15 protein-coding genes and 1 pseudogene are annotated in these 19,978 nt (G+C 41.8%); all 16 read right to left on the bottom strand.

The features are described from left to right. Window positions 1–951: 951 nt before the first annotated feature. Window positions 952–1,038: a DUF6783 domain-containing protein gene (locus tag RHS_RS31700; RefSeq protein WP_395023404.1), complete on the bottom strand. Its 87-nt coding sequence runs from the start codon at window positions 1,036–1,038 to the stop codon at window positions 952–954. 82 nt (window positions 1,039–1,120) lie between these two features. Next, entirely contained in the window at window positions 1,121–2,107 is a 987-nt protein-coding gene (locus RHS_RS22825) for a diaminopimelate dehydrogenase (protein ID WP_047834466.1), read from the bottom strand. Between the two features lie 103 nt (window positions 2,108–2,210). Beyond that, entirely contained in the window at window positions 2,211–3,143 is a 933-nt protein-coding gene (locus RHS_RS22820; protein WP_047834465.1) for a hypothetical protein, read from the bottom strand. 435 nt (window positions 3,144–3,578) lie between these two features. Further along, a complete protein-coding gene (locus RHS_RS22815; protein ID WP_047834464.1) occupies window positions 3,579–4,019 on the bottom strand; it encodes a GNAT family N-acetyltransferase in 441 nt (146 codons plus the stop codon). Window positions 4,020–4,635: 616 nt separating this feature from the next. After that, window positions 4,636–6,612, bottom strand: coding sequence for a sensor histidine kinase KdpD (locus RHS_RS22810; protein ID WP_047834463.1), 1,977 nt, complete (start codon window positions 6,610–6,612; stop codon window positions 4,636–4,638). Between the two features lie 126 nt (window positions 6,613–6,738). After that, complete coding sequence (locus tag RHS_RS22805) at window positions 6,739–7,377, bottom strand: K(+)-transporting ATPase subunit C (RefSeq protein ID WP_334291695.1); 639 nt, start codon at window positions 7,375–7,377, stop codon at window positions 6,739–6,741. Window positions 7,378–7,554: 177 nt separating this feature from the next. Continuing rightward, window positions 7,555–9,609 (bottom strand): potassium-transporting ATPase subunit KdpB, encoded by a 2,055-nt coding sequence (gene kdpB / locus RHS_RS22800; protein WP_027293325.1) that lies wholly within the window; start codon window positions 9,607–9,609, stop codon window positions 7,555–7,557. A gap of 23 nt (window positions 9,610–9,632) precedes the next feature. Next, window positions 9,633–11,348, bottom strand: a complete 1,716-nt coding sequence (gene kdpA, locus RHS_RS22795) for a potassium-transporting ATPase subunit KdpA (RefSeq protein WP_047834462.1) — start codon at window positions 11,346–11,348, stop codon at window positions 9,633–9,635. Between the two features lie 34 nt (window positions 11,349–11,382). Beyond that, window positions 11,383–11,460, bottom strand: coding sequence for a K(+)-transporting ATPase subunit F (kdpF, locus tag RHS_RS31695; RefSeq protein WP_138003007.1), 78 nt, complete (start codon window positions 11,458–11,460; stop codon window positions 11,383–11,385). 371 nt (window positions 11,461–11,831) lie between these two features. Beyond that, a complete protein-coding gene (locus tag RHS_RS22790; protein WP_027293323.1) occupies window positions 11,832–12,536 on the bottom strand; it encodes an ABC transporter permease in 705 nt (234 codons plus the stop codon). Further along, entirely contained in the window at window positions 12,529–13,545 is a 1,017-nt protein-coding gene (locus RHS_RS22785; protein ID WP_330373872.1) for an ABC transporter ATP-binding protein, read from the bottom strand. Before RHS_RS22785 ends, RHS_RS22790 begins: the two co-directional genes overlap by 8 nt. A gap of 72 nt (window positions 13,546–13,617) precedes the next feature. Further along, complete coding sequence (locus RHS_RS22780) at window positions 13,618–14,550, bottom strand: sensor histidine kinase KdpD (RefSeq protein ID WP_047834461.1); 933 nt, start codon at window positions 14,548–14,550, stop codon at window positions 13,618–13,620. Then, complete coding sequence (locus RHS_RS22775) at window positions 14,547–15,257, bottom strand: response regulator transcription factor (protein ID WP_047834460.1); 711 nt, start codon at window positions 15,255–15,257, stop codon at window positions 14,547–14,549. The genes RHS_RS22780 and RHS_RS22775 overlap by 4 nt, the downstream gene beginning before the upstream one ends. Window positions 15,258–15,354: 97 nt before the next feature. Beyond that, window positions 15,355–17,397 (bottom strand): annotated as a pseudogene (locus tag RHS_RS22770) (thioredoxin domain-containing protein). Window positions 17,398–17,625: 228 nt separating this feature from the next. Further along, complete coding sequence (locus RHS_RS22765; RefSeq protein WP_027293318.1) at window positions 17,626–18,222, bottom strand: AAA family ATPase; 597 nt, start codon at window positions 18,220–18,222, stop codon at window positions 17,626–17,628. A 91-nt stretch (window positions 18,223–18,313) separates the two neighbouring features. After that, window positions 18,314–19,978 (bottom strand): ABC transporter transmembrane domain-containing protein (locus RHS_RS22760; RefSeq protein ID WP_047834458.1); only part of this gene is annotated, 1,665 nt, incomplete at its 5' end.

Raw genomic sequence — 19,978 nt, 5'->3', positions numbered from 1 at the left:
CATGTTACCGCCACAAAGCTGAATTTCTCAGCATGGTTGGACCCCTGGGCTGTGGCAGGCTGTTCTTTATTGGATGTAGCGTAGTATGTTTCGGCTATTTAAGCGTAAAAGGAGATGAAAGTTTGCTACTTTTTCTGGAATGAAGAAACAAATCACTGTGATAAGTTCAGTTGCTTTATGTTACTCGTTCTCAGCATGATAGATTCCCTGGGTGTAGATGGATGTTCTTTATTGGATGTAGAGCGGTATATTTTGACAGTTTATGCATAATAGAAGATGAAAGTCTATTCCTTTTTCTGATTGCAGAATATAAAACAAATCCTGTTCTCAAGATCAGTTGCTTAACGCCAATATTGTTCAGCATGCCACAACCCCAGGGTCCCACCACGCTGAGAAAACCGAGGCCACTGAAAAAGTTTAAGCCAAAGTAATATTGCACAAAAGGTTAAAATTTTAAAGTTCTCTACTCTCCAAGGAACGTGATAGATTCGTTTGTTAAGGTCCTATAAAAACATAAAACTAATATTTATTTGTGTAATATGACAAACTCTTTTAAAAATAGGGGACTTTTTCAGTGGCCTCGAGAAAACCAGCTTTGTATCAACGAATGCTATCGCGGAAAGAGGAGGGGGCGAGCCAGGACATTGATTTGGAAGGCGTATAGCAGAGCTGAGTATTTACTTACCTTCCCAGAGTGCTTTTTGGCGGATACAATTCGACTGGCTCCCATCGGATTGTAAGCGGGCAGTGAGCTGCGAAATGCATCAGGATTTCGCAGCGAATGCCCGCGTGCCGCCAAAAAGGGCTCTGGGAAGGTTAGAAAATGCCAGTTCTGCGGTAAGCCTTCCAAATCAATGTCCTGGCTGGCCCCCTTCTCTTTCCGTACACTACCTATCATTTACAAAGCGTCATTACTCATCTAAACCCCAATATAATGCATTTAATAGAACATTACAAAACGTTCGCCTTAGAGCGTGTTTGAAAATTCATTCCTGCCATCTGCACGCCCCACTTTGCGGCACATCTGTCAGAAAGCAATTTTCAAACACACTCTAGTACTTGAGTGCATAATATCAATACGAACTGCAGCCATTTTAGATCCGGCTGCAGTTCGTTTTATTTATAATAACTGTTTTCTTAATTCCTCTGAACTCTGGGCAGATAAATATGCCGGAGCAATATCAAATACTGTCTTACATCCGCTCTGTCCTTCCTGGCTTAAACGATAGGCAGCTCTTGCATATGCCACAAGTACTGATGACGTAAATTCAGGGTTTGAGTCAAGCTTCAGGCTGTATTCAATAACATGTGTATTTTCTTCATTCCAGCCTGTCTTGCCACTGCGGATCACAAATCCTCCATGAGGGATTCCACTGTGATTTTTCTTTAGCTCCTCTTCGGATATAAAATGCACGGTTGTATCATAATCTGAGAAATAGTTCGGCATAGTTTTAATTTCATTTTCAATACGTGCCAGATCTGCTCCCTCTTCTGCAACTACATAACATTCTCTGGTGTGTTTTTGTCTCGTTGTAAGCTCCGGAGTATCTCCATTTCTCACTGCATCCAAAGCACTGTCAACCGGAATCGTGTACTGTTTTGCGTCTTTTACACCGTCTATTCTGCGAACTGCATCCGAATGTCCCTGGCTTACGCCTTTTCCCCAAAAAGTATAATCTGTTCCATTTGGTAAAAGTGCATTTGCATACATTCTATTTAAAGAAAACATTCCCGGATCCCAGCCAACTGAAATAATACCGATTTTGCCATTACTTTTTGCAGCCTCATCTACCTTAGCAAAATGTTCCGGAATCTTTGCATGGGTATCAAAGCTGTCCACTACATGAAACATCTGGGCACATTTTGGTGTCTGTACAGGCAGGTCTGTAGCGCTTCCCCCGCATAAAATCATAACATCAACAGCATCTTTCATTTTCTCCACATCTTCGGTGGAATAAACGGAAGCACCTTCTGTCAGGATTTGAACGGTCTTAGGATCACGTCTTGTAAACACACCGGCAAGTTCCATATCCGGATTCTGCTTTAACGCACATTCTACTCCGCGTCCCAGGTTTCCATAGCCCCATATACCAATTCTAATGCTCATATTTTTTTCTCCAATCTTTCGTATCGTCTGGTAAATAATTTACTTTAAAATTTTAACACTGTTAAATATATTTTGACAAGCTTTTTTGCAAATTTAGTAAGAACTACCTGATTAAAATAGGATCTGCTCTGTACTTTTCCTTCATTTTAACTAAAAATTCACGGTCATATGCCAATCTGGCAATATCTCCCGCCCGTCCATCGGAAGCCATTGCACTGATTAATTGAATAAATGACTGCTGCTCTAATTCCCTTCCCTTTTCTTCCCAAAATATTCTCTCTGACCTAAGATGCTTTTCTTCATCGTATTCTTCTAAAATCACTCTCGTAACCTCCCCTCGGTTCTTGGATAAAATATCTCTCAGTATATTCTCATCTATGCATTGATTTACGGCTTTCTCTATGGACTCTTCTAATGGCATTTTAAATAAATATTCCCGGATAAGCGATATGAACCGGGCATATTCCTGCAATCTTCTGCATTGTTCCATCAAAATGCGGTTATGCCCCAAATTAATATTAAGTATTACCACTTTGCACTCAATGGCGGCCCCATTCTTCTTATCCGATTGAAAGAAGGCATCTGACAAAAACAGCTCCTTTCGGTCTGGCTCATCTTCTTCACCATTATAAAAAACCAGGTATTGCGGCATCGGCAGGCTAATTAACTTACTCCCATATATGTCCGCATCGCTCATTTCAATATAGCCCTGATATAAATCAGAAATATAAAATAATCCTCTTAAAGGCATGTTCGGATTTATAGAACTCTGATGTTCATAGAGGTTTAATGTCCCTCCAATTAAAAAGGAAAGATCATTTTTCATCCCCATATAAACCACATTTTCCATGGTGTTGATAATCAGGTCTTCCTCATTTTCATATTTAGTGCCATTGATACTATTATACAATTCTAACAGATCTCTTTTATTCTGAAAGATCAGCCGTAACAGACTGTCTTTATGTTTTCTGTTTACATGATAGTTTCGAGGCAATCCGCTTATCTCCCCGCCTTCCGGCAATATCTTTTCCTGCATTCAAGTACCTCCCAATTTCATTAATGAACTTATAGCAGGAAAACGAAATATACCATCTTGGGTCTCATTACATTCATTTATCTATTGAATCAGGGAATTTTGTACAGAAACGTACAATCTGAGAATCGGCCTATATTAGAGCGTGTGTTCAAATTATTCAAATACACTCCGGGCCTATAATATCTGCTTATAGAAAAGCATGGACAATAGGATAATGCATACTGATATTTAAGAAATGTAATGGCTCCTGCCATTGTTGTCTTCAGTATAACCTGTATAAACAGAAAAATCAATCCCTAAAATTAATAAGTTATATAGAAAATATTTCAGAGGCAGCTCATATATTTATATTGCCTCTGATTTCTCTATTTGGAACACAGGACTCCGGAAATACCACTGGCAGTCTGTCAGGATTCCCCTTTCTTGTTTCGCTTTCTATAGTTCATGGTAAAATAAGATAATATCTTCATATTCTCCGCATTTACGCAGAAATCCACCGGGAATGGTTCCAAGCTGCACAAATCCCAGTTTTTCATAAATATGTATCGCAGACAGATTTGTTTTAACCACGGCATTAAACTGCAGGAGCCGAAATCCCAGTTCCTTTCCCTTTTCCAGCGAATGTTTCACTAGCTTTTCACCAGCTTTCATTCCCCTTACGGATTTACTGACTGCATAACTGGCATTGGATATATGTGCGCAGCGCCCCACATTATTGGGATGCAGGATATACAGTCCTATAATTTCACCTTCCCTTTCCGCAACGGCAGTAAAGCTCTGGGAAGCGAAGAATTCTCTGGCATCTGTTTCGCTTAACCCTTCCCTCTGGGGAAATGCCTCCCCATCCTCCACTACCTCATTCCAGATCCGGCGCATCTGTTCCAGATCTTTTTCCTCCTATCCTCTGATCTTTAATTCCATTTCCTTTTCCTCTTTCCGGCGAGAACCTATAAAAAACTTCAGGTAACAATCTCACTCTATCCTATACTTTTTAAACAATCTGGAACCCTGGGGTTGTGGCATGCCGGACGCGATTGGCGTAAAGCAACTAATCTTGAGAACGGAATTTATTTTTCATTCTGTAATCAGAAAAAAGAACAAACTTCCATCTTCTTTTACGCAAACTTCCATCTTCTTTTACGCAAACAGCCGAAACATACTGCCCAGCATCCAATAAAGAACAGCCCGTCACAGCCCAAGGGTCTCCACCAGGCTGAGAAAACCAGCTTTGTGTCAGTAAACTGAATCTCGGAAAGATGGGTGTGGGAAACTGGTATGGGCGTAGGAAGCGTAGAGCAGTTCTGCGGCCAGCTGACGGAGCCCATGCCAGTTTCCCACACCCATCTTTCCGTACACTACCTACATCTACAAAGCGTCATTCCTCAGCTAAACCCCAATTTAAGATAAAATTGTCCACTACAGAACTAAACCTTGTTTCTTCTAACAATTTTTGACTATTATAGTCTTATTTTTCATAAGCGTCAACTTATTTTTACTCCATATACCGTTCTAACACCAGTGCAGCCTCATTTAACATGGCGATCAGCAGCCCATATTCAAAAGGTGCTATCTCTCTTCTTTCTTCCAGCACAATCCCCACTACCGCAAATACTTTTTCATTATTCTGCACCGGCAGATATAAAGCTTTTGCTCCCGGCAGGGTGCTGGTGCAGGTCCCTGCCCTGTGATGGTTCTGAAATACCCACTGGGCAGCTGCCCGCTCTGATTTTACTACATATTCTTTCATATCCTCTTTAGACATTCCTTTTCGAGGAAAGAGCCTGGGTCCGGTTATTTTCTCTCTCTGTTTTAAGTAAATCAGAACGGACAGATTCGTTAGTTTCAGTACCTGGCTGGATATTTCTTTCATAACATCTTCTATATTCTGTGCCCTGCTCAGGCGCCGACTGTTGTCCAGCAGCAGTTCTGTCCGGTAAATCATTTTACTGCTTTCCTTCCCCTGCCTTCTGATCTTAGCCGTCATTGAGGACGACAGCAGTGCCACTGCGAACATAACGGCAAATGTGACAGGATAACTTTTCCCATGTGCCTGCAGACTTAAAAACGGAATTGTAAAAAAGAAATTATACAGCAGTACGCTGAATATGGATGCTGCAATGGAACAGATTCTTCCGTTGGTATGCATTGCACATACGAGAACCCCCAGTATATATATCATAATAATATTGGAATCCGGCAGTTCCAGATTCCGGAACACCATTCCTATCGCTGTACTTCCCGTCAGTATTCCTGCAGTGATCAGAAAATCTCCCCAGTTGAGCTCCTCCCTGCGGTAAGAAATTCGTCTGTGCTTATCCCCGGGCTGAAGATCCGGTATGACATAGATATCCATCTCCTGGGTATATTGTGCCAGCTGCTCCACCAGCGTCCGTTTGGACTGTCCAAAATAAACTTTATGATTTGTCCTTCCGATAACTACTTTTGATACATTGCTTACCTTGGCGTATTCTGCAATCTGAAATGCAACATTTTCACCATAGACTGTAGCGATCTTAGCTCCCAGATCCCTTGCCAGCTGTAAGTTTTCTTCCATCATCTTTTTTACTTTCCGGTCACTGCCCTGTAATCGGGGTGTCTCTACATACAATGCGGTAAATTCTCCGTGAAAGGCGTACGCAAGCCTGGAAGCCGTACGGATTACTTTGGCATTTGTAGGCGATGCGGAGACACAGGTCAGAATATGTTCTCCTACATAATATCCCTTACGTCCCTTGGACACCTCGGTTTCAGACAGACGGTTCACGCGGTCCGCCATCCTTCTCAGCGTAATTTCCCTCAGTGCAATCAGCTTTTCTTTAGCAAAGAAGTTATGTACCGCCCGCTGAGCCTGATTCTCCTTATATACCTTGCCCTCTTTTAATCTGCGGATCAGGTCATCGGGTTCAATATCGATTACCTCAACCTGATCTGCCTCATCAAATACACTGTCCGGTATCCGCTCTTTCACCTTGATCTTCGTAATTCCCGCCACCAGGTCATTGAGGCTCTCCAGATGCTGGATATTAACCGTAGTATATACATTGATGCCTGCATTCAGAATTTCTTCTATATCCTGATAACGTTTTCTATGTCGGCAGCCTTCTGTATTGGTATGCGCCAGTTCATCTACCAACAGCAGTTCCGGCTTTCTGGCAAGACATGCATCCAGATCCATCTCACGGATTTTAATTCCTTTATAATCCATCATCAGGGGCGCTGTCTGCTCCAGCCCTTCCATCATCCCCAGGGTATCGGGTCTGGCATGGGGTTCAATATATCCGGCTGCCACATCCACCCCCTTCTCCAGCATCATATGAGCCGCTTCCAGCATCGTATAAGTTTTTCCCACACCTGCTGCAAACCCCAGAAAGATCTTCAGTTTTCCACGTTTGTCTGCTTCCTGCTGCTTCTCCTCTTTACGAACCTGTTCTAACAGTGCCTGCGGGTCAGGTCTGACTTCTTCTTCCATACAAACACCTCCTCTAGAATATAAACACAAGCATTATTACGACATGCTTAAAGGATGACCTGACATACCAGCCAGTACTCTTTTTCAAGCCTTACTGGTTGGCATTCCGGTCACCCTTGTATTTCTTTATATCAAACCAATTGCCTTTGCTATTTCAATATTTGTTGTTAATACATTCACCCGATTTTCTCCAAATACACCAAGCACCTTATTTTCCGTATTGTTATCCACAATTTTCTGTACTTCTTCTACCGACAGCCCGGTTGCTTCTGCTACTGCAGCGACCTGGACTTTTGCTGCCTGGGGACTGATATGAGGATCTAATCCGGAACCGGATGCAGTTAACAGGTCCGCAGGAATATCTTCTTTTTTCACACCGGGGTGGGATTTCATGAACTCCTGAAGATCCGCCTCCACCCTTGCCTGTAAATCAGGATTGGTAGCGCCATAGTTAAATGATCCTGATGATACACCGCCATATGCAGTATTTCCTTCTTCATCTGCGATCAGGTCTTCCTCTGTGTAGGTATTATAATTTACAGAAGAGATTCTTCCCTGAAAAAATCTGGGATCCGTAAACTGCTGTCCGATCAGCTCCGATCCTACCGCTTTGCCGTCCACTTCAATCAGACTTCCATTTGCCTGCTTATGAAATACAAGCTGGCCTGCACCATTGACCGCAAGTGGATAAGCAACTGCACACAAAAGCAGAAGGGCAACTGTCAAAATAAAAGATTGTTTTAACATTTTTATAAAAGATTTCATTTTTTTACCCATTGCATACTGCAGGCTTGCCTGCAATACTGCCACAATATAACTTGAACGAATTATATCGTGGCTTCCTTTCTATATTATAATTTTCTTTCAACTTATAACCAATGCTCTTCACAGGTTTCCCTGTATTACTGACACTCATAATTTTGCCTTAATCACTTTGTACTTTTATAATCCCAACAGAGAAAGTGCCGGGGATATTAATAAGTCAATCAGCTTAATTCCCACAAAAGGTACTAACACTCCGCCCAGACCATAGATAGACATGTTCTTTAACAGCATTTTCTCTGATCTCATAGGTTTGTATTTCACACCACGCATAGCAATCGGAATAAGGCAAGGTATGATGATTGCGTTAAAGATCAGAGCTGATAAAATCGCACTGAAAGGAGTTGCCAGTTTCATAATATTCAGCAGTTCCATCTGTGGAATCACCAGGGTAAACATGGCGGGAATAATTGCAAAATATTTAGCGATATCATTTGCAATACTGAATGTGGTAAGGGAACCTCTCGTAATCAGAAGCTGCTTTCCAATCTCAACCACTTCCAGAATCTTAGTGGGATCGGAATCCAGATCCACCATATTGGCTGCTTCTTTTGCTGCTGATGTACCACTGTTCATTGCGATTCCCACATTTGCCTGTGCCAGTGCGGGAGCATCGTTGGTACCATCTCCAGTCATTGCAACAATCTTTCCCTGTGCCTGCTCTTTTTTGATTTCCTCAATTTTATCTTCCGGCTTGCATTCTGCAATAAACTCATCCACTCCGGCCTCTTTTGCGATGGTGGCTGCTGTAAGGGGATTGTCACCGGTACACATAACCGTTTTGATTCCAATTTCACGCAAACGTTCAAACCGCTCTACCAATCCTGGTTTTACAGTATCTTTCAGGTAAATTACGCCGTATATTACATTTTTTGCACACACCACGAGTGGTGTTCCGCCAAGTCCTGATACCTTTGACACAATACCTTCCAGATCATCCGGGACATTTCCGCCGGCTTCTCTTACATACTGGATCATTGCATCGTAAGCACCTTTTCTTACCCTTGTTCCGTCTGCTAAATTCACGCCGCTCATTTTTGTCTGAGCCGTAAATTCTATAAATTCCATCTGATCTGCCATATTTGCTTTGATCTTACAATCCAGTGTTCTGCCAAGTTCTACAATAGATTTGCCTTCCGGTGTTGCATCACTGAGCGAACACATCACGCTGTAATCTACCAGATCTTCTTTTTCTATTCCCTTAACCGGGAAAAATTCTGCCGCAAGGCGGTTACCAAAGGTAATGGTTCCCGTCTTATCCAATATCATCGTATCTACATCACCGCATGCCTCAACTGCTTTACCGGACATGGCAATCACATTAAATCTGGTTACACGATCCATACCTGCAATACCAATCGCCGACAGTAAGCCGCCAATGGTTGTTGGGATCAGGCATACCATAAGTGCGATCATGGTTGAAATGGGTATGGCTGCTCCTGAATATTTTGCGAATGGATATAAGCACACAATTACGATCATAAAAATAATGGTCAGTCCTACTAAAAGGGTGTTCAGTGCAATCTCATTGGGTGTCTTCTGTCTGGAAGCACCTTCTACCAATGCTATCATTTTATCCAGGAATGATTCTCCTGGGGAAGAAGTTATCCGTATTTTCAGCCAGTCGCTGACTACCGTTGTTCCTCCCGTTACAGATGAAAAGTCACCGCCGGACTCCCTGGTAACAGGTGCCGATTCTCCGGTTATTGCGGATTCATCCACGGATGCAACCCCTTCTATTACTTCACCGTCATTTGGGATCAGCTCTCCGTTTCTCACCAGGACGATATCACCTTTTTTTAATTCAGAAGCATTTACTTCCCGTTCGCTTCCTCCAGCCAGTAATAATCTGGCTTTTGTATCCTGCTTTGTTTTTTTCAGCGTCTCGGCCTGTGCCTTACCCCGCCCCTCTGCAACAGATTCTGCAAAGTTGGCAAATAAAATGGTAATAAATAAAATCAGTGTAACTATCCCGTTATACGCCCTTAACTCCGCCTGATCCCCAAAAACAGTAGGCCAGATTGTCAGCAGCAGTGTGATGCAGAAACCAACCTCCACTACAAACATAACCGGGTTTTTCATCATATATCTGGGATCCAGTTTTTTAAAGGCTCCTGCAACGGAACTTTTTAAAATGTCCTTTGTGATGAACTTTTTTTTATTTTCCTTTGACATTTTTCTTATCCTCTCATTCTTCTCTAAAACCATAATGTCAGATGTTCCGCAATGGGCCCCAGTGCTAATGCAGGGAAAAACGTCAATGCGGCAAAGATATATACAACAAATACCAATATAACCGTAAAAATTACATTGTCGGTACGCAGCGTACCAATTGTTTCATTAACACGTTTCTTGGCAAACAGGGAACCGGCTATAGCCAGCTGTGCAATAATTGCCAGATATCGGCCAAAGAACATAGCTAACCCCGCAGTCACATTCCAGAATACCGTATTATCTGCAAGTCCTTCAAAACCGGAACCATTGTTCGCGGCGGACGAGGAATATTCATAGAGTACCTGGCTCAGCCCATGGAATCCCGGATTGGTAATTCCTGCAAGGCCTGCCGTAGTGGAAACCGCCAATGCGGAAAATCCCAGAATCAGCAACGGATGTACAATCAGTACCAGAGCCACCAGCTTCATTTCTTTACCTTCGATCTTCTTCCCCAGATATTCCGGTGTTCTTCCGATCATCAGCCCACACAGAAAAACCGCCAGTATTGCGTACATAATCATGTTCATAAGTCCAACGCCCTTACCGCCAAACACACAGTTAAGCATCATATGTAACAGCGGTACCATTCCACCCAGAGGGGTCAGTGTATCGTGCATGTTGTTAACCGTACCGGTTGTAAAGGAAGTAGTTACCGTAGTAAACAAAGCTGACTGAGCTATCCCAAACCGTACTTCTTTTCCTTCCATGCTTCCCATATCCTGGCTCAGTCCTGCCTGCTCCAGAGCCGGGTTGCCTGCCTGTTCAGAGAAGAAGCAAAGGGTGAGTCCTATCATAAAGATCACTGACATTGCGCCAAAGATCACTCTTCCCTGTCTTCCAATCATGGGAAGTCTTTCCTTTTTCTCTTTCTTGCCTTTTCTGTCATGTATCATCTTGCCAAAGGTCACCACACAGGCACCCGGAAGAATCATCATGGAGATCAGTTCTGCAATATCAGAAATAATTGTGGGGTTCTCAAACGGCGTGGAGGAATTGGCTCCAAAGAAACCGCCTCCGTTGGTACCCAGATGCTTGATAGATTCCAATGCTGCCACCGGCCCCATTGCGATATCCTGCAGCTTTCCTTCGATAGTCTGCACTGTCTGGTTTGCCTGGAGCGTCTGGGGTGTTCCCTGGCTGATCAAAAGCAATGCTACTAAAAATGCAAAAGGAATTAAAATTCTGGTCGTAATACGTACCATATCTTCATAGAAATTCCCAAGGTCTTTTCCTTTTCCAGCCAATCCTCTGCAGAATGCCATACACGCTGCATACCCAGAAGCCGCTGATGTAAACATCATAAATATAATAACCAGCATCTGGCTTAAATAAGACAGCCCGGATTCCCCGGAATAATGCTGTAAGTTTGTATTCGTCATAAAACTGATGATCGTGTTAAAGCTGAGGCTTGCTTCCATACCACCGATCCCGTTTGGATTCCCCATCAGGAGCCCCTGAAGCCTTAATATCAAATAACCGACAAATATCATAACTGCATTTGCCATAATCAGATTTAACGCATACTGTTTCCAGTTCATACCCTGCCGTTCAATCCGGCATATTTTAAAAATACAGTTATCCACCCTGTTAAATACAGGATCTGCAAATGTTTTCTGCTTCGTGGCGATGTGATACATATAGTTTCCCATTGGAATAACCAGTATCAAAAAGATCGCCAGAGTCAATAATATCTGTAACATTGTTACCCTCCTAAAATCAACTTTTTGATTTTTCTTATAATTTTTCCGGATTTACTAACGCATAAACCAGATATACCGCTAATGCCGCTATGATGATACCTAAGAATAACATAGCATACCTCCATCTTTTTCTATACATTGTCCTGGATTATTTTTTCCCCGTTTTCACCTGGGACTCACACCAGTCGGTAAACAGCTTCACAAGTACAAAACAGAGCACCAGTACGCCAACCATGATAATGTCCATCATCTTTTTCTCCTCCTTCTTTTCTCTGAGCTGTTAAACTGATAACATCCTAACATGTATGGGTTAAAAGTGGTGTTAAACTATATCCGTGTTCGCATTAAAATGGCATTAAAATTAACGTAAAAACAGACAATCATCAAAAAAAGATGATTGTCTGCAGTCTGTTGGCAGCAGTTCTCAATTCGGCTGCCCCGTTATTCTTTTCTACTACGCAGGATCTTCTGCCGCTAACGGTATTATAAATCTAAATTTTCAATATTCCGATAAGAGAGGTATGCAATTACGATTCCAGCCATACATAATAATATTGGAAAAATTGGAATGTTGAATAAATTTGCATTGCTGCCATTACTTCCGCCAGTAATGTTTACATTAGCATTAATCAGCATATTAATCACTACCGCCGCCACGATAGTTGACGAAGAAGATTTTTTTTTCATTCCAAAATACAAGGAAATCAGGCTTAATCCTGCAGTCATAAATGCCCCAAATAAAATATCCGGAATTCTTCCCAGTACCGTGGAAAATTCAATTCTGTCCGGCGTAAGGGGAATAAAAATATTAATCAGAAATAGCGATGTCCCAAACAGCAAATCAGTCAGTACAATCACTATAAATGTGCAGGAAAATACGATCAGCAGTTTACTTGCTATAATTTTTTTCCTGGAGACCGGATAAGTAAACAACGTATTTATAGTTTTTTTACCAAATTCACCAATAATTAGTTTTGCAATCAGAACTCCCGCAAAAATCCCGAAACACACCCGTAAAATCAAAGAGCCCAGCATAAGTAAGTCCTTTGCACTTTCGATACTTGCCTCATCCTCCAGTATGCTGCCCAATAATGTAATACCGATACAGCTTAATAATATAATTACACAGGCAAGCAGATTCTTGCTCAGATTTTCTTTTTCAAGTTCCAGTTTCATCAGCTTAATCATTTTCATTTCCTCCCATAATTGTATGAATAAAATAATCTTCCAGCGTATCATTCTTATAAACCATATTCAGAATGCCGACACCAGCCATTACAAGCTCCTTGCTAATCTCCGCCTGTCTGTTATTATCATAAATACGGAGCCTGTTTTCAGAGACAATTTTGAAATTCAAATGATCGAATGCATTGTCCAGAACGGTAGCCGCCCTGTGGATATCATTTACTTCTATTTCCAGGTATTGTAATGAATCATGGTGGATCTCGGACATGGATACCTCTTTAGTAAGAACGCCCTTGTCAATCACTCCAATGGTATCCGCCAACTGTTCAATCTCCGCAATAATGTGGCTGGATATTAAAATAGTGGTTCCGTAGGATGCCTTTAATTTTATTAAAAGCTGACGGATCTGTTTAATTCCAATCGGATCCAGACCGTTAATCGGCTCATCCAGAATTAATAACTTTGGATTTGTTATCATAGCCCTTGCAATCCCCAGACGCTGTTTCATACCTAATGAGAATTCTCCTACCAGTTTATTGTCAACCCCTTTTAAATCCACAAGATCCAAAACTTCCCGGATTCTTTTCTTGTTATAAAATCCCATATAATTGCAGTGCAGCTTCAAGTTCTTCCACGCTGTCAGCTTCTCGTAAAATATCGGATATTCAATAATGCTACCGATATTTCTCAGATACTCGTATGAATCTTTTTGGATGACTTCTCCACATACCCGGATGTTGCCCATATCCGGTTTCGCCAGGTTTAAAATCATTTTCATGATTGTAGTTTTACCTGCACCATTGGGCCCCAAAAATCCATAAATTTCCCCCTGTTTCACACGCATAGTAACATTTTTCACCACTTCTATGCCTTTATATGTTTTTGTTACATCTTCTAATACTATAATATCCGACATACTGATATCTCCCTCTTTCTGGTTTTGCTCTTTCTGGTTTTGCTCTTTCTGGTTTTGCTCTTTCTGAATATTATTATAACGGAATAAATTTACCATTGATTACAAATTCCTTACATAATTCTTTTAAAAGAATTACTTTTGAAAAAGGGCAGGATGCTGATGCCGGATTCATTTCTTTGGCAGGGATACGGTAAACACTGTTTTTACAAATGGTCTGCTCTTTACTCTGATACTTCCTCCCATTGCCTCCACCAGGCGTTTGGTAATCGTTAGCCCCAGACCGCTGCCTTGGTATTTTTTATTCCTGGAGTCTTCCAGGGTAACCAGCCGTTCAAATATTTTATCCTGGCTGTCTTCGATAATCCCTTTTCCATGGTCTTCTACCTGGATCATTACATAATCTTCTTTCCATGTAATCCCCAGTCTCAGATATCTGCCGTCCGCTCCATATTTAATGGCATTTTGTAACAGATTAGCTAATATTCGTTTCACCGCCTGCTTGTCTGCCTCAACCGGTACTTCTTCTTCCGGAATATCAATGTCCACTTCGAAACCGCCCTCCTGAAGCATATCATAATAGTTCAGTATCTCATTTCTGGCAATTTCGCACAGATCCAGTTCCTGCATCTCCAATGCCAGTTCACCGGATTCTATTTTTACCAGGTCGAAAAAAATATTGATCATTTCTAAAACATCCGTGGTCTTCCTGTATATCTTTTCTACTTTTTGCTGGATGGAATCCAGAGAGATCCCCTCCTGGTTTCGTATCATTTCGGAATATCCCAGAATGACCGTCAATGGTGTCTTCAAATCATGGGAAATATTCGCCAGCATTTTACGGTTGCTGTCTTCCTGATTTTTCCGCTCCATTTCCAGTGAGTTCTGGCGCTCCAGAAGGTCATTTATCTGAACCAGCAGCTTTTGTATTTCCTTTTCATCAGAAAGTGCGAGCAGGGTATCCGAAGAACCTTTTTCTAAAAATCCGGAGATTTCACCCGTGATTTTATTTAACTGCCTGGACTGGTTTATGTATTTTGATAATACAATTATCAATCCGACAGCCAGTATGACACAAACAAAGCACAAAATTATATTGCTCATTTTCCGCCCTCCACCGGTGTCCCCAGTTTATAACCAATTCCCCAAACCGTTTTTATGTACCGGGGATCGGATGGCTGATCCTCGATTTTTTCCCGCAGCCTCCTTATCGTCACATTGATGACATTGTCATCATGCAAAAACTCCTCATCCCATACCTCCTGGTAAATGGAAACCTTGGTATATACTTTCTCCGGATGATTCGCAAATAATTTTAAGATCTCAAATTCCTTTGCGGTCAGACTAACGGGAACACCTCTCTTTTTCACCACCAGATCCTCTGTTTCAATCGTCAGATCTCCAATCGCAATCCTGGAATCATGATGCTCCGCTTTCGCATGGTATATCGTGGTGCGGCGTAAAAATGCTTTTACCCTGGCCTGTAACTCCATAACGGAAAAAGGTTTTGTAATATAATCATCTGCTCCATATTCCAGTCCCAATACCTTTTCAAATTCACCGTCCTTCGCAGATAAGATTAAAATCGGTACCGTATTTTGTTCCCTGACTTTTTTAAGCACTGTCATTCCATTCACTTTTGGTAGCATCAGATCTAAGATAATTAAATCAAAGTCATTTTGCCTTATAAGTTCCAATGCTTCCTGTCCATCCCCGGCTGTATAGATCGTATATTCCGGCTGGGTAAGTGCTTCCTCTATCATTTCCCGGATATCGGGTTCATCCTCTACAATTAAAATTGAAAACTTCATTCTTATCCTCCCTCGAATAGCATTCTGTGCTGTTGTACAGGTTTTATAAATCATTCTTGCAATATTATAACAGATACGTCAAGTAAATGTCCCCCATTTATAAAATATTCTGTATCTCTTTCAAACTGTCCACAGGTGCCTGGCATCTGTTCCGGGTACACAGATAAAATTGTGTCTTTCCGGGTATGATCCCGTAATCTTCCGTAAATGGAGCTATTTTTTTTAGTCTTTCGGCATTTTCTTTTGTCTTTACCACAATTGCAAGATTGCTGTCCCTCTCTCCAAGTTGCCGAAGCTCTTCTATCTCTTCTCCGGAGGGCTCCAGGCAGATTAGTTCCCTGGATGGATACAGAACCTGCATCAGAGCCAGCAAAGTAAAACTATAAGCGGAAGGGTATTCTGCAATATTACCCGCCAGAAAGCAGATCTGTTTATGAAATAACTCCTGCCACTTTTCTTCCCCTGTTATCCGGGCCAATTTATATAACACAAATGCAGCAACCGAATTCCCTGACGGAACTGCCCCGTCATATACTTCTTTTGAACGTACAATCAGCTTCTGTGCATCTTTGGCATAAATGTAGAATCCGCCATTTTCAAAATCAAAAAACTGATCTACCATATCTCCGGCAAAAGACAATGCCTTTTCCAGAAGTTCAACACGAAAAGTGGCACCGTAAAGCATCAGCAGTGCATAAGAGTAAAAAGCATAGTCATCTATTTTTCCTTCTCCATCGGAATCCTCCTCCCGGTAACGTACCAGAAGCTTTCCTCCTTTCACCAGTTTCTGGGTGATAAACTGTTCTGCTTTCAATGCTGTACGCAGATAAGATTCCGCTCCGGTTACGGCATATGCTTTTGCAAATGCAGCTATCATCAGCCCATTCCAGGAAAGCAGGATCTTGTCGTCCTTGTGAAGGCTGGCACGCTTCCTGCGAATTGGATAAAGTGTTTTATTTATTTTGGCAATTCGGCTGTTTCTTTCTTCAAAACGGGGATTATCAATCAGGTTCGGTATAGATTTTCCTTCAAAATTACCATGGTAAGTAATATCATACCAGCGGCAGAAATACTCTCCGTCATAGTCTCCCAGATATTCTTTTATTTCATCGGGGTCAAATACATAGTACTTACCCTCCACCCCATCACTGTCCGCATCCTGTCCGCAGTAAAAGCCTCCCTTTTTATCCGTAAGCTCTGATTCTACATATTGAAGTGTCCTTTCTGCTACAAACAAGTACAGGTCTTTGCCCGTTATGGTATAGGCTTCCAGATAGGCGATCACCAGGAGGGCATTGTCATAGAGCATCTTCTCAAAATGGGGCACAAGCCATTTTTCGTCTGTGGAATACCTGGAAAACCCGCCACCCACATGATCAAACATTCCGCCCCGATACATCTGGCATAAGGTCTTTTCCACCATTTTAAGGGCTTCTTCCTTATTCTCTTTTTTTGCATATTCCATCAGAAATAACAGATTATGAGGTGTAGGAAACTTTGGTGCACTGCCGAACCCTCCATATTTTTGTTCAAACCTTTCCAAAAACTGGGTAAATCCTTCCTTTACCAATTTCACATCCGGTTCTCCCCTGAGGCTTTCCTTGTTTTGCTCTTTTAGGAAATTTAAGATTTCATCCCCTGTCTGCAGAAGACGCTTTTTTTCATTTTTCCACCTGTCCGCAATCATGTCCAGCAATTCATCCAGTCCCGTCATTCCATATCTGGCTTTCGGGGGCAGATATGTTCCTGCAAAAAACGGCTTGCACTCCGGAGTCATGATAATGGTAAGCGGCCAGCCTCCCTGACCGGTCATTGCCTGGCAGACGGACATATAAACGCTGTCCACATCCGGTCTTTCCTCCCGGTCTACCTTCACTGCTATATAATTCCGGTTTAAAATCTCCGCAATTTTTTCATTTTCAAAAGACTCATGTGCCATCACATGGCACCAATGACAACAAGATTTCTATAACCAACGTTAGGAATACCCAATAGATAAGAAAATAGGCTTATCTTCTGCTTTTGCTTTTGTAAATGCTTGTTCACACCAAGGCCACCAGTCAACTGGATTATAAGCGTGTTGAAGTAGATAAGGACTTTTTACATGTATTAATCTATTGGGTTTCTTGCTAGTTGTCATAGGGCATCACCTCCTTATATAAAATATAACCTTATTATACCCAAACAAAAAGTGACTATGTAAGCCACATAGCCACTAATTTTTATTTGAACTTAATCTTCAAACTATTTTCAATATATTGATAGTCTATAAACTGAAGCCCATTCCGGATCCCTGCACTCACAGCTAAACTGTTTGTAATAATAAGAGAATAATAAACTGCGATCTAACTTAACCACATAATCACTGTTAACCTCTGTAAATCTTTTCTATTATATCCACACATTTCTCATATCCCAAGGTGGAGGTATTCAAACACAGATCATAATTTGCCATATCCCCCCACTCTTTTTCCGTGAAAGAATTATAATAACTTTTTCTCTGCATATCCTTTTGCTTGATAAATCGTTCTATGTTTTTCTTCTCAATCTTATCTACATTGCCTGCTCTGTTAATACGATCAGCCATAGCAGATGCATAGATAAAAATATTCAGTGTTTTGCATTTATCTTTCAGGGCATAATCGGAACATCTTCCGATAAAAATACACGGACCGTCATCTGCCAATCGCCTGATGGTATCACATTCTGCCTGGAAAATCTTATATGGCTGGTTTACCTTATCATATTGTCCATTGGTCATGATCGCTATATTATACAAAAGGCTTCCATTTCTCTTCTCATCATGTTCACGCATGATCCCGGGATTAATGCCATACTTTTCTGCGGCGATCATCAACAGCTCATTGTCATAGAAAGGGATGTCAAGACGCTTTGCCAGCATCTTCCCTACCTCCCTTCCTCCGCTTCCATACTGTCTGTCAATCGTGATGCATTTTCTACTCATCTTACTATTTCCTCCTTTAAACACGCCTCAGAACGTGTTTTATAATACATTTCCTCAACCTGCACACCTTAATTTGCGGTATGCATCTGCTCTAAGCAGTCATTTCCTCAAACTGGGAATTGTACAGGCTTGCATAGAATCCATCTTTTGCAAGCAGGTCTTCATGGTTACCCTGTTCTATAATATCGCCGTCCTTCATTACCAGTATCAGGTCGGCATCTTTAATTGTAGATAAACGATGAGCGATAACAAAGCTGGTACGCCCCTTCATCAGATTGTTCATTGCTCTTTGTATTCTGGATTCTGTTCTGGTGTCTACGGAACTTGTGGCTTCGTCCAAAATCATTATCCTGTTGTCAGCCAAAATTGCTCTTGCAATCGTGATCAGCTGTTTCTGCCCCTGAGATACATTGCTGGCATCCTCATTGAGCTCCATCTGGTAACTCCCGGGAAGCGTCTGGATAAAGTGGTGGGCATGAGCCGCTTTCGCTGCCGCTATTACCTCTTCATCTGTAGCCTCTAGCCGTCCGTATCGGATATTCTCCATAATGGTTCCCTTGAACAGCCAGGTGTCCTGCAGTACCATGCCAAAATATTCCCTCAGTTCGCTTCTGTTGAAATCTTTGATATCGTGCCCGTCAACCTTAATACTCCCGCTGTTCACGTCATAGAAACGCATAAGAAGCTTCACCATCGTAGTCTTGCCCGCTCCGGTAGGGCCTACTATAGCAACCGTCTGTCCCGGCTCTACCTCACAGTTAAAATCATTGATAATAATTTTATCTGCATTATATCCAAAATGAACATGCTCGAATGTGACTCTTCCTTCTATATTATCTAACTGAACCGGATTTTTTGCAACCAGTTCTTCTTCTTCCTCACCCAGAAATTCAAAAACACGCTCTGCTGCTGCAGCAGTTGACTGAAGCATATTAGATACCTGCGCTACCTGGGCAATGGGCTGGGTAAAGTTCTTAACATACTGAATGAAGGATTGAATATCACCTACTTCAATGGCACCTTTTACAGCCAGAATACTTCCGCTGAGCGCAACTGCTACATATCCCAGATTACCGATAAAGCCCATAATCGGCTGCATCATACCGGATAAAAACTGTGATTTCCAGGCTGACTGGAATAAAACTGCATTAGTTTCATCAAATTCCTTTTCTACTGTCTTCTCCCTGTTAAAAGCCTGAACGATGCTGTGTCCGCTGTAAACCTCTTCTACCTGTCCGTTGATCTCTCCCAGATATTTCTGCTGTGCCACGAAATATTTCTGAGAACACTTCACAACAATACCAATCAGGATTGCAGAGATTGGAAGTATTACAATGGCAATCAGAGTCATAAGCGGGCTGATGCTCATCATCATGATAAAAATACCGATCAGCTGGGTAATGGATGTAATCAGCTGGGTAATGCTCTGATTCAGGCTCTGTCCCAGCGTATCCACATCATTTGTGATGCGGGATAAAACCTCACCCACAGTTTTGGACTCAAAATACTTCATCGGCATCCTGTTAATTTTCTTGGAAATCTCTTCACGGAAACGGTAGCACAGCTTTTGTGAAATACCGCTCATAATCCATCCCTGTACAAAGGACAGGCAGGAACTGAATAGATATAAGCCCAACATTAAAATCAGTATACGTCCAATTTTTGTAAAATCAATTCCTCCCGAACCGGATATCTTCGCTACCAGGCCATTGAATAATTCCGTTGTTGCTTTACCAAGAATCTTAGGTCCCAGAAT

The sequence above is a fragment of the Robinsoniella sp. RHS genome, assembly GCF_001029355.1.
GTDB lineage: Bacteria > Bacillota > Clostridia > Lachnospirales > Lachnospiraceae > Robinsoniella > Robinsoniella peoriensis.
The sequence above is the reverse complement of the archived record's forward strand: the minus strand, read 5'-3'. Positions and strand labels throughout refer to the sequence as shown.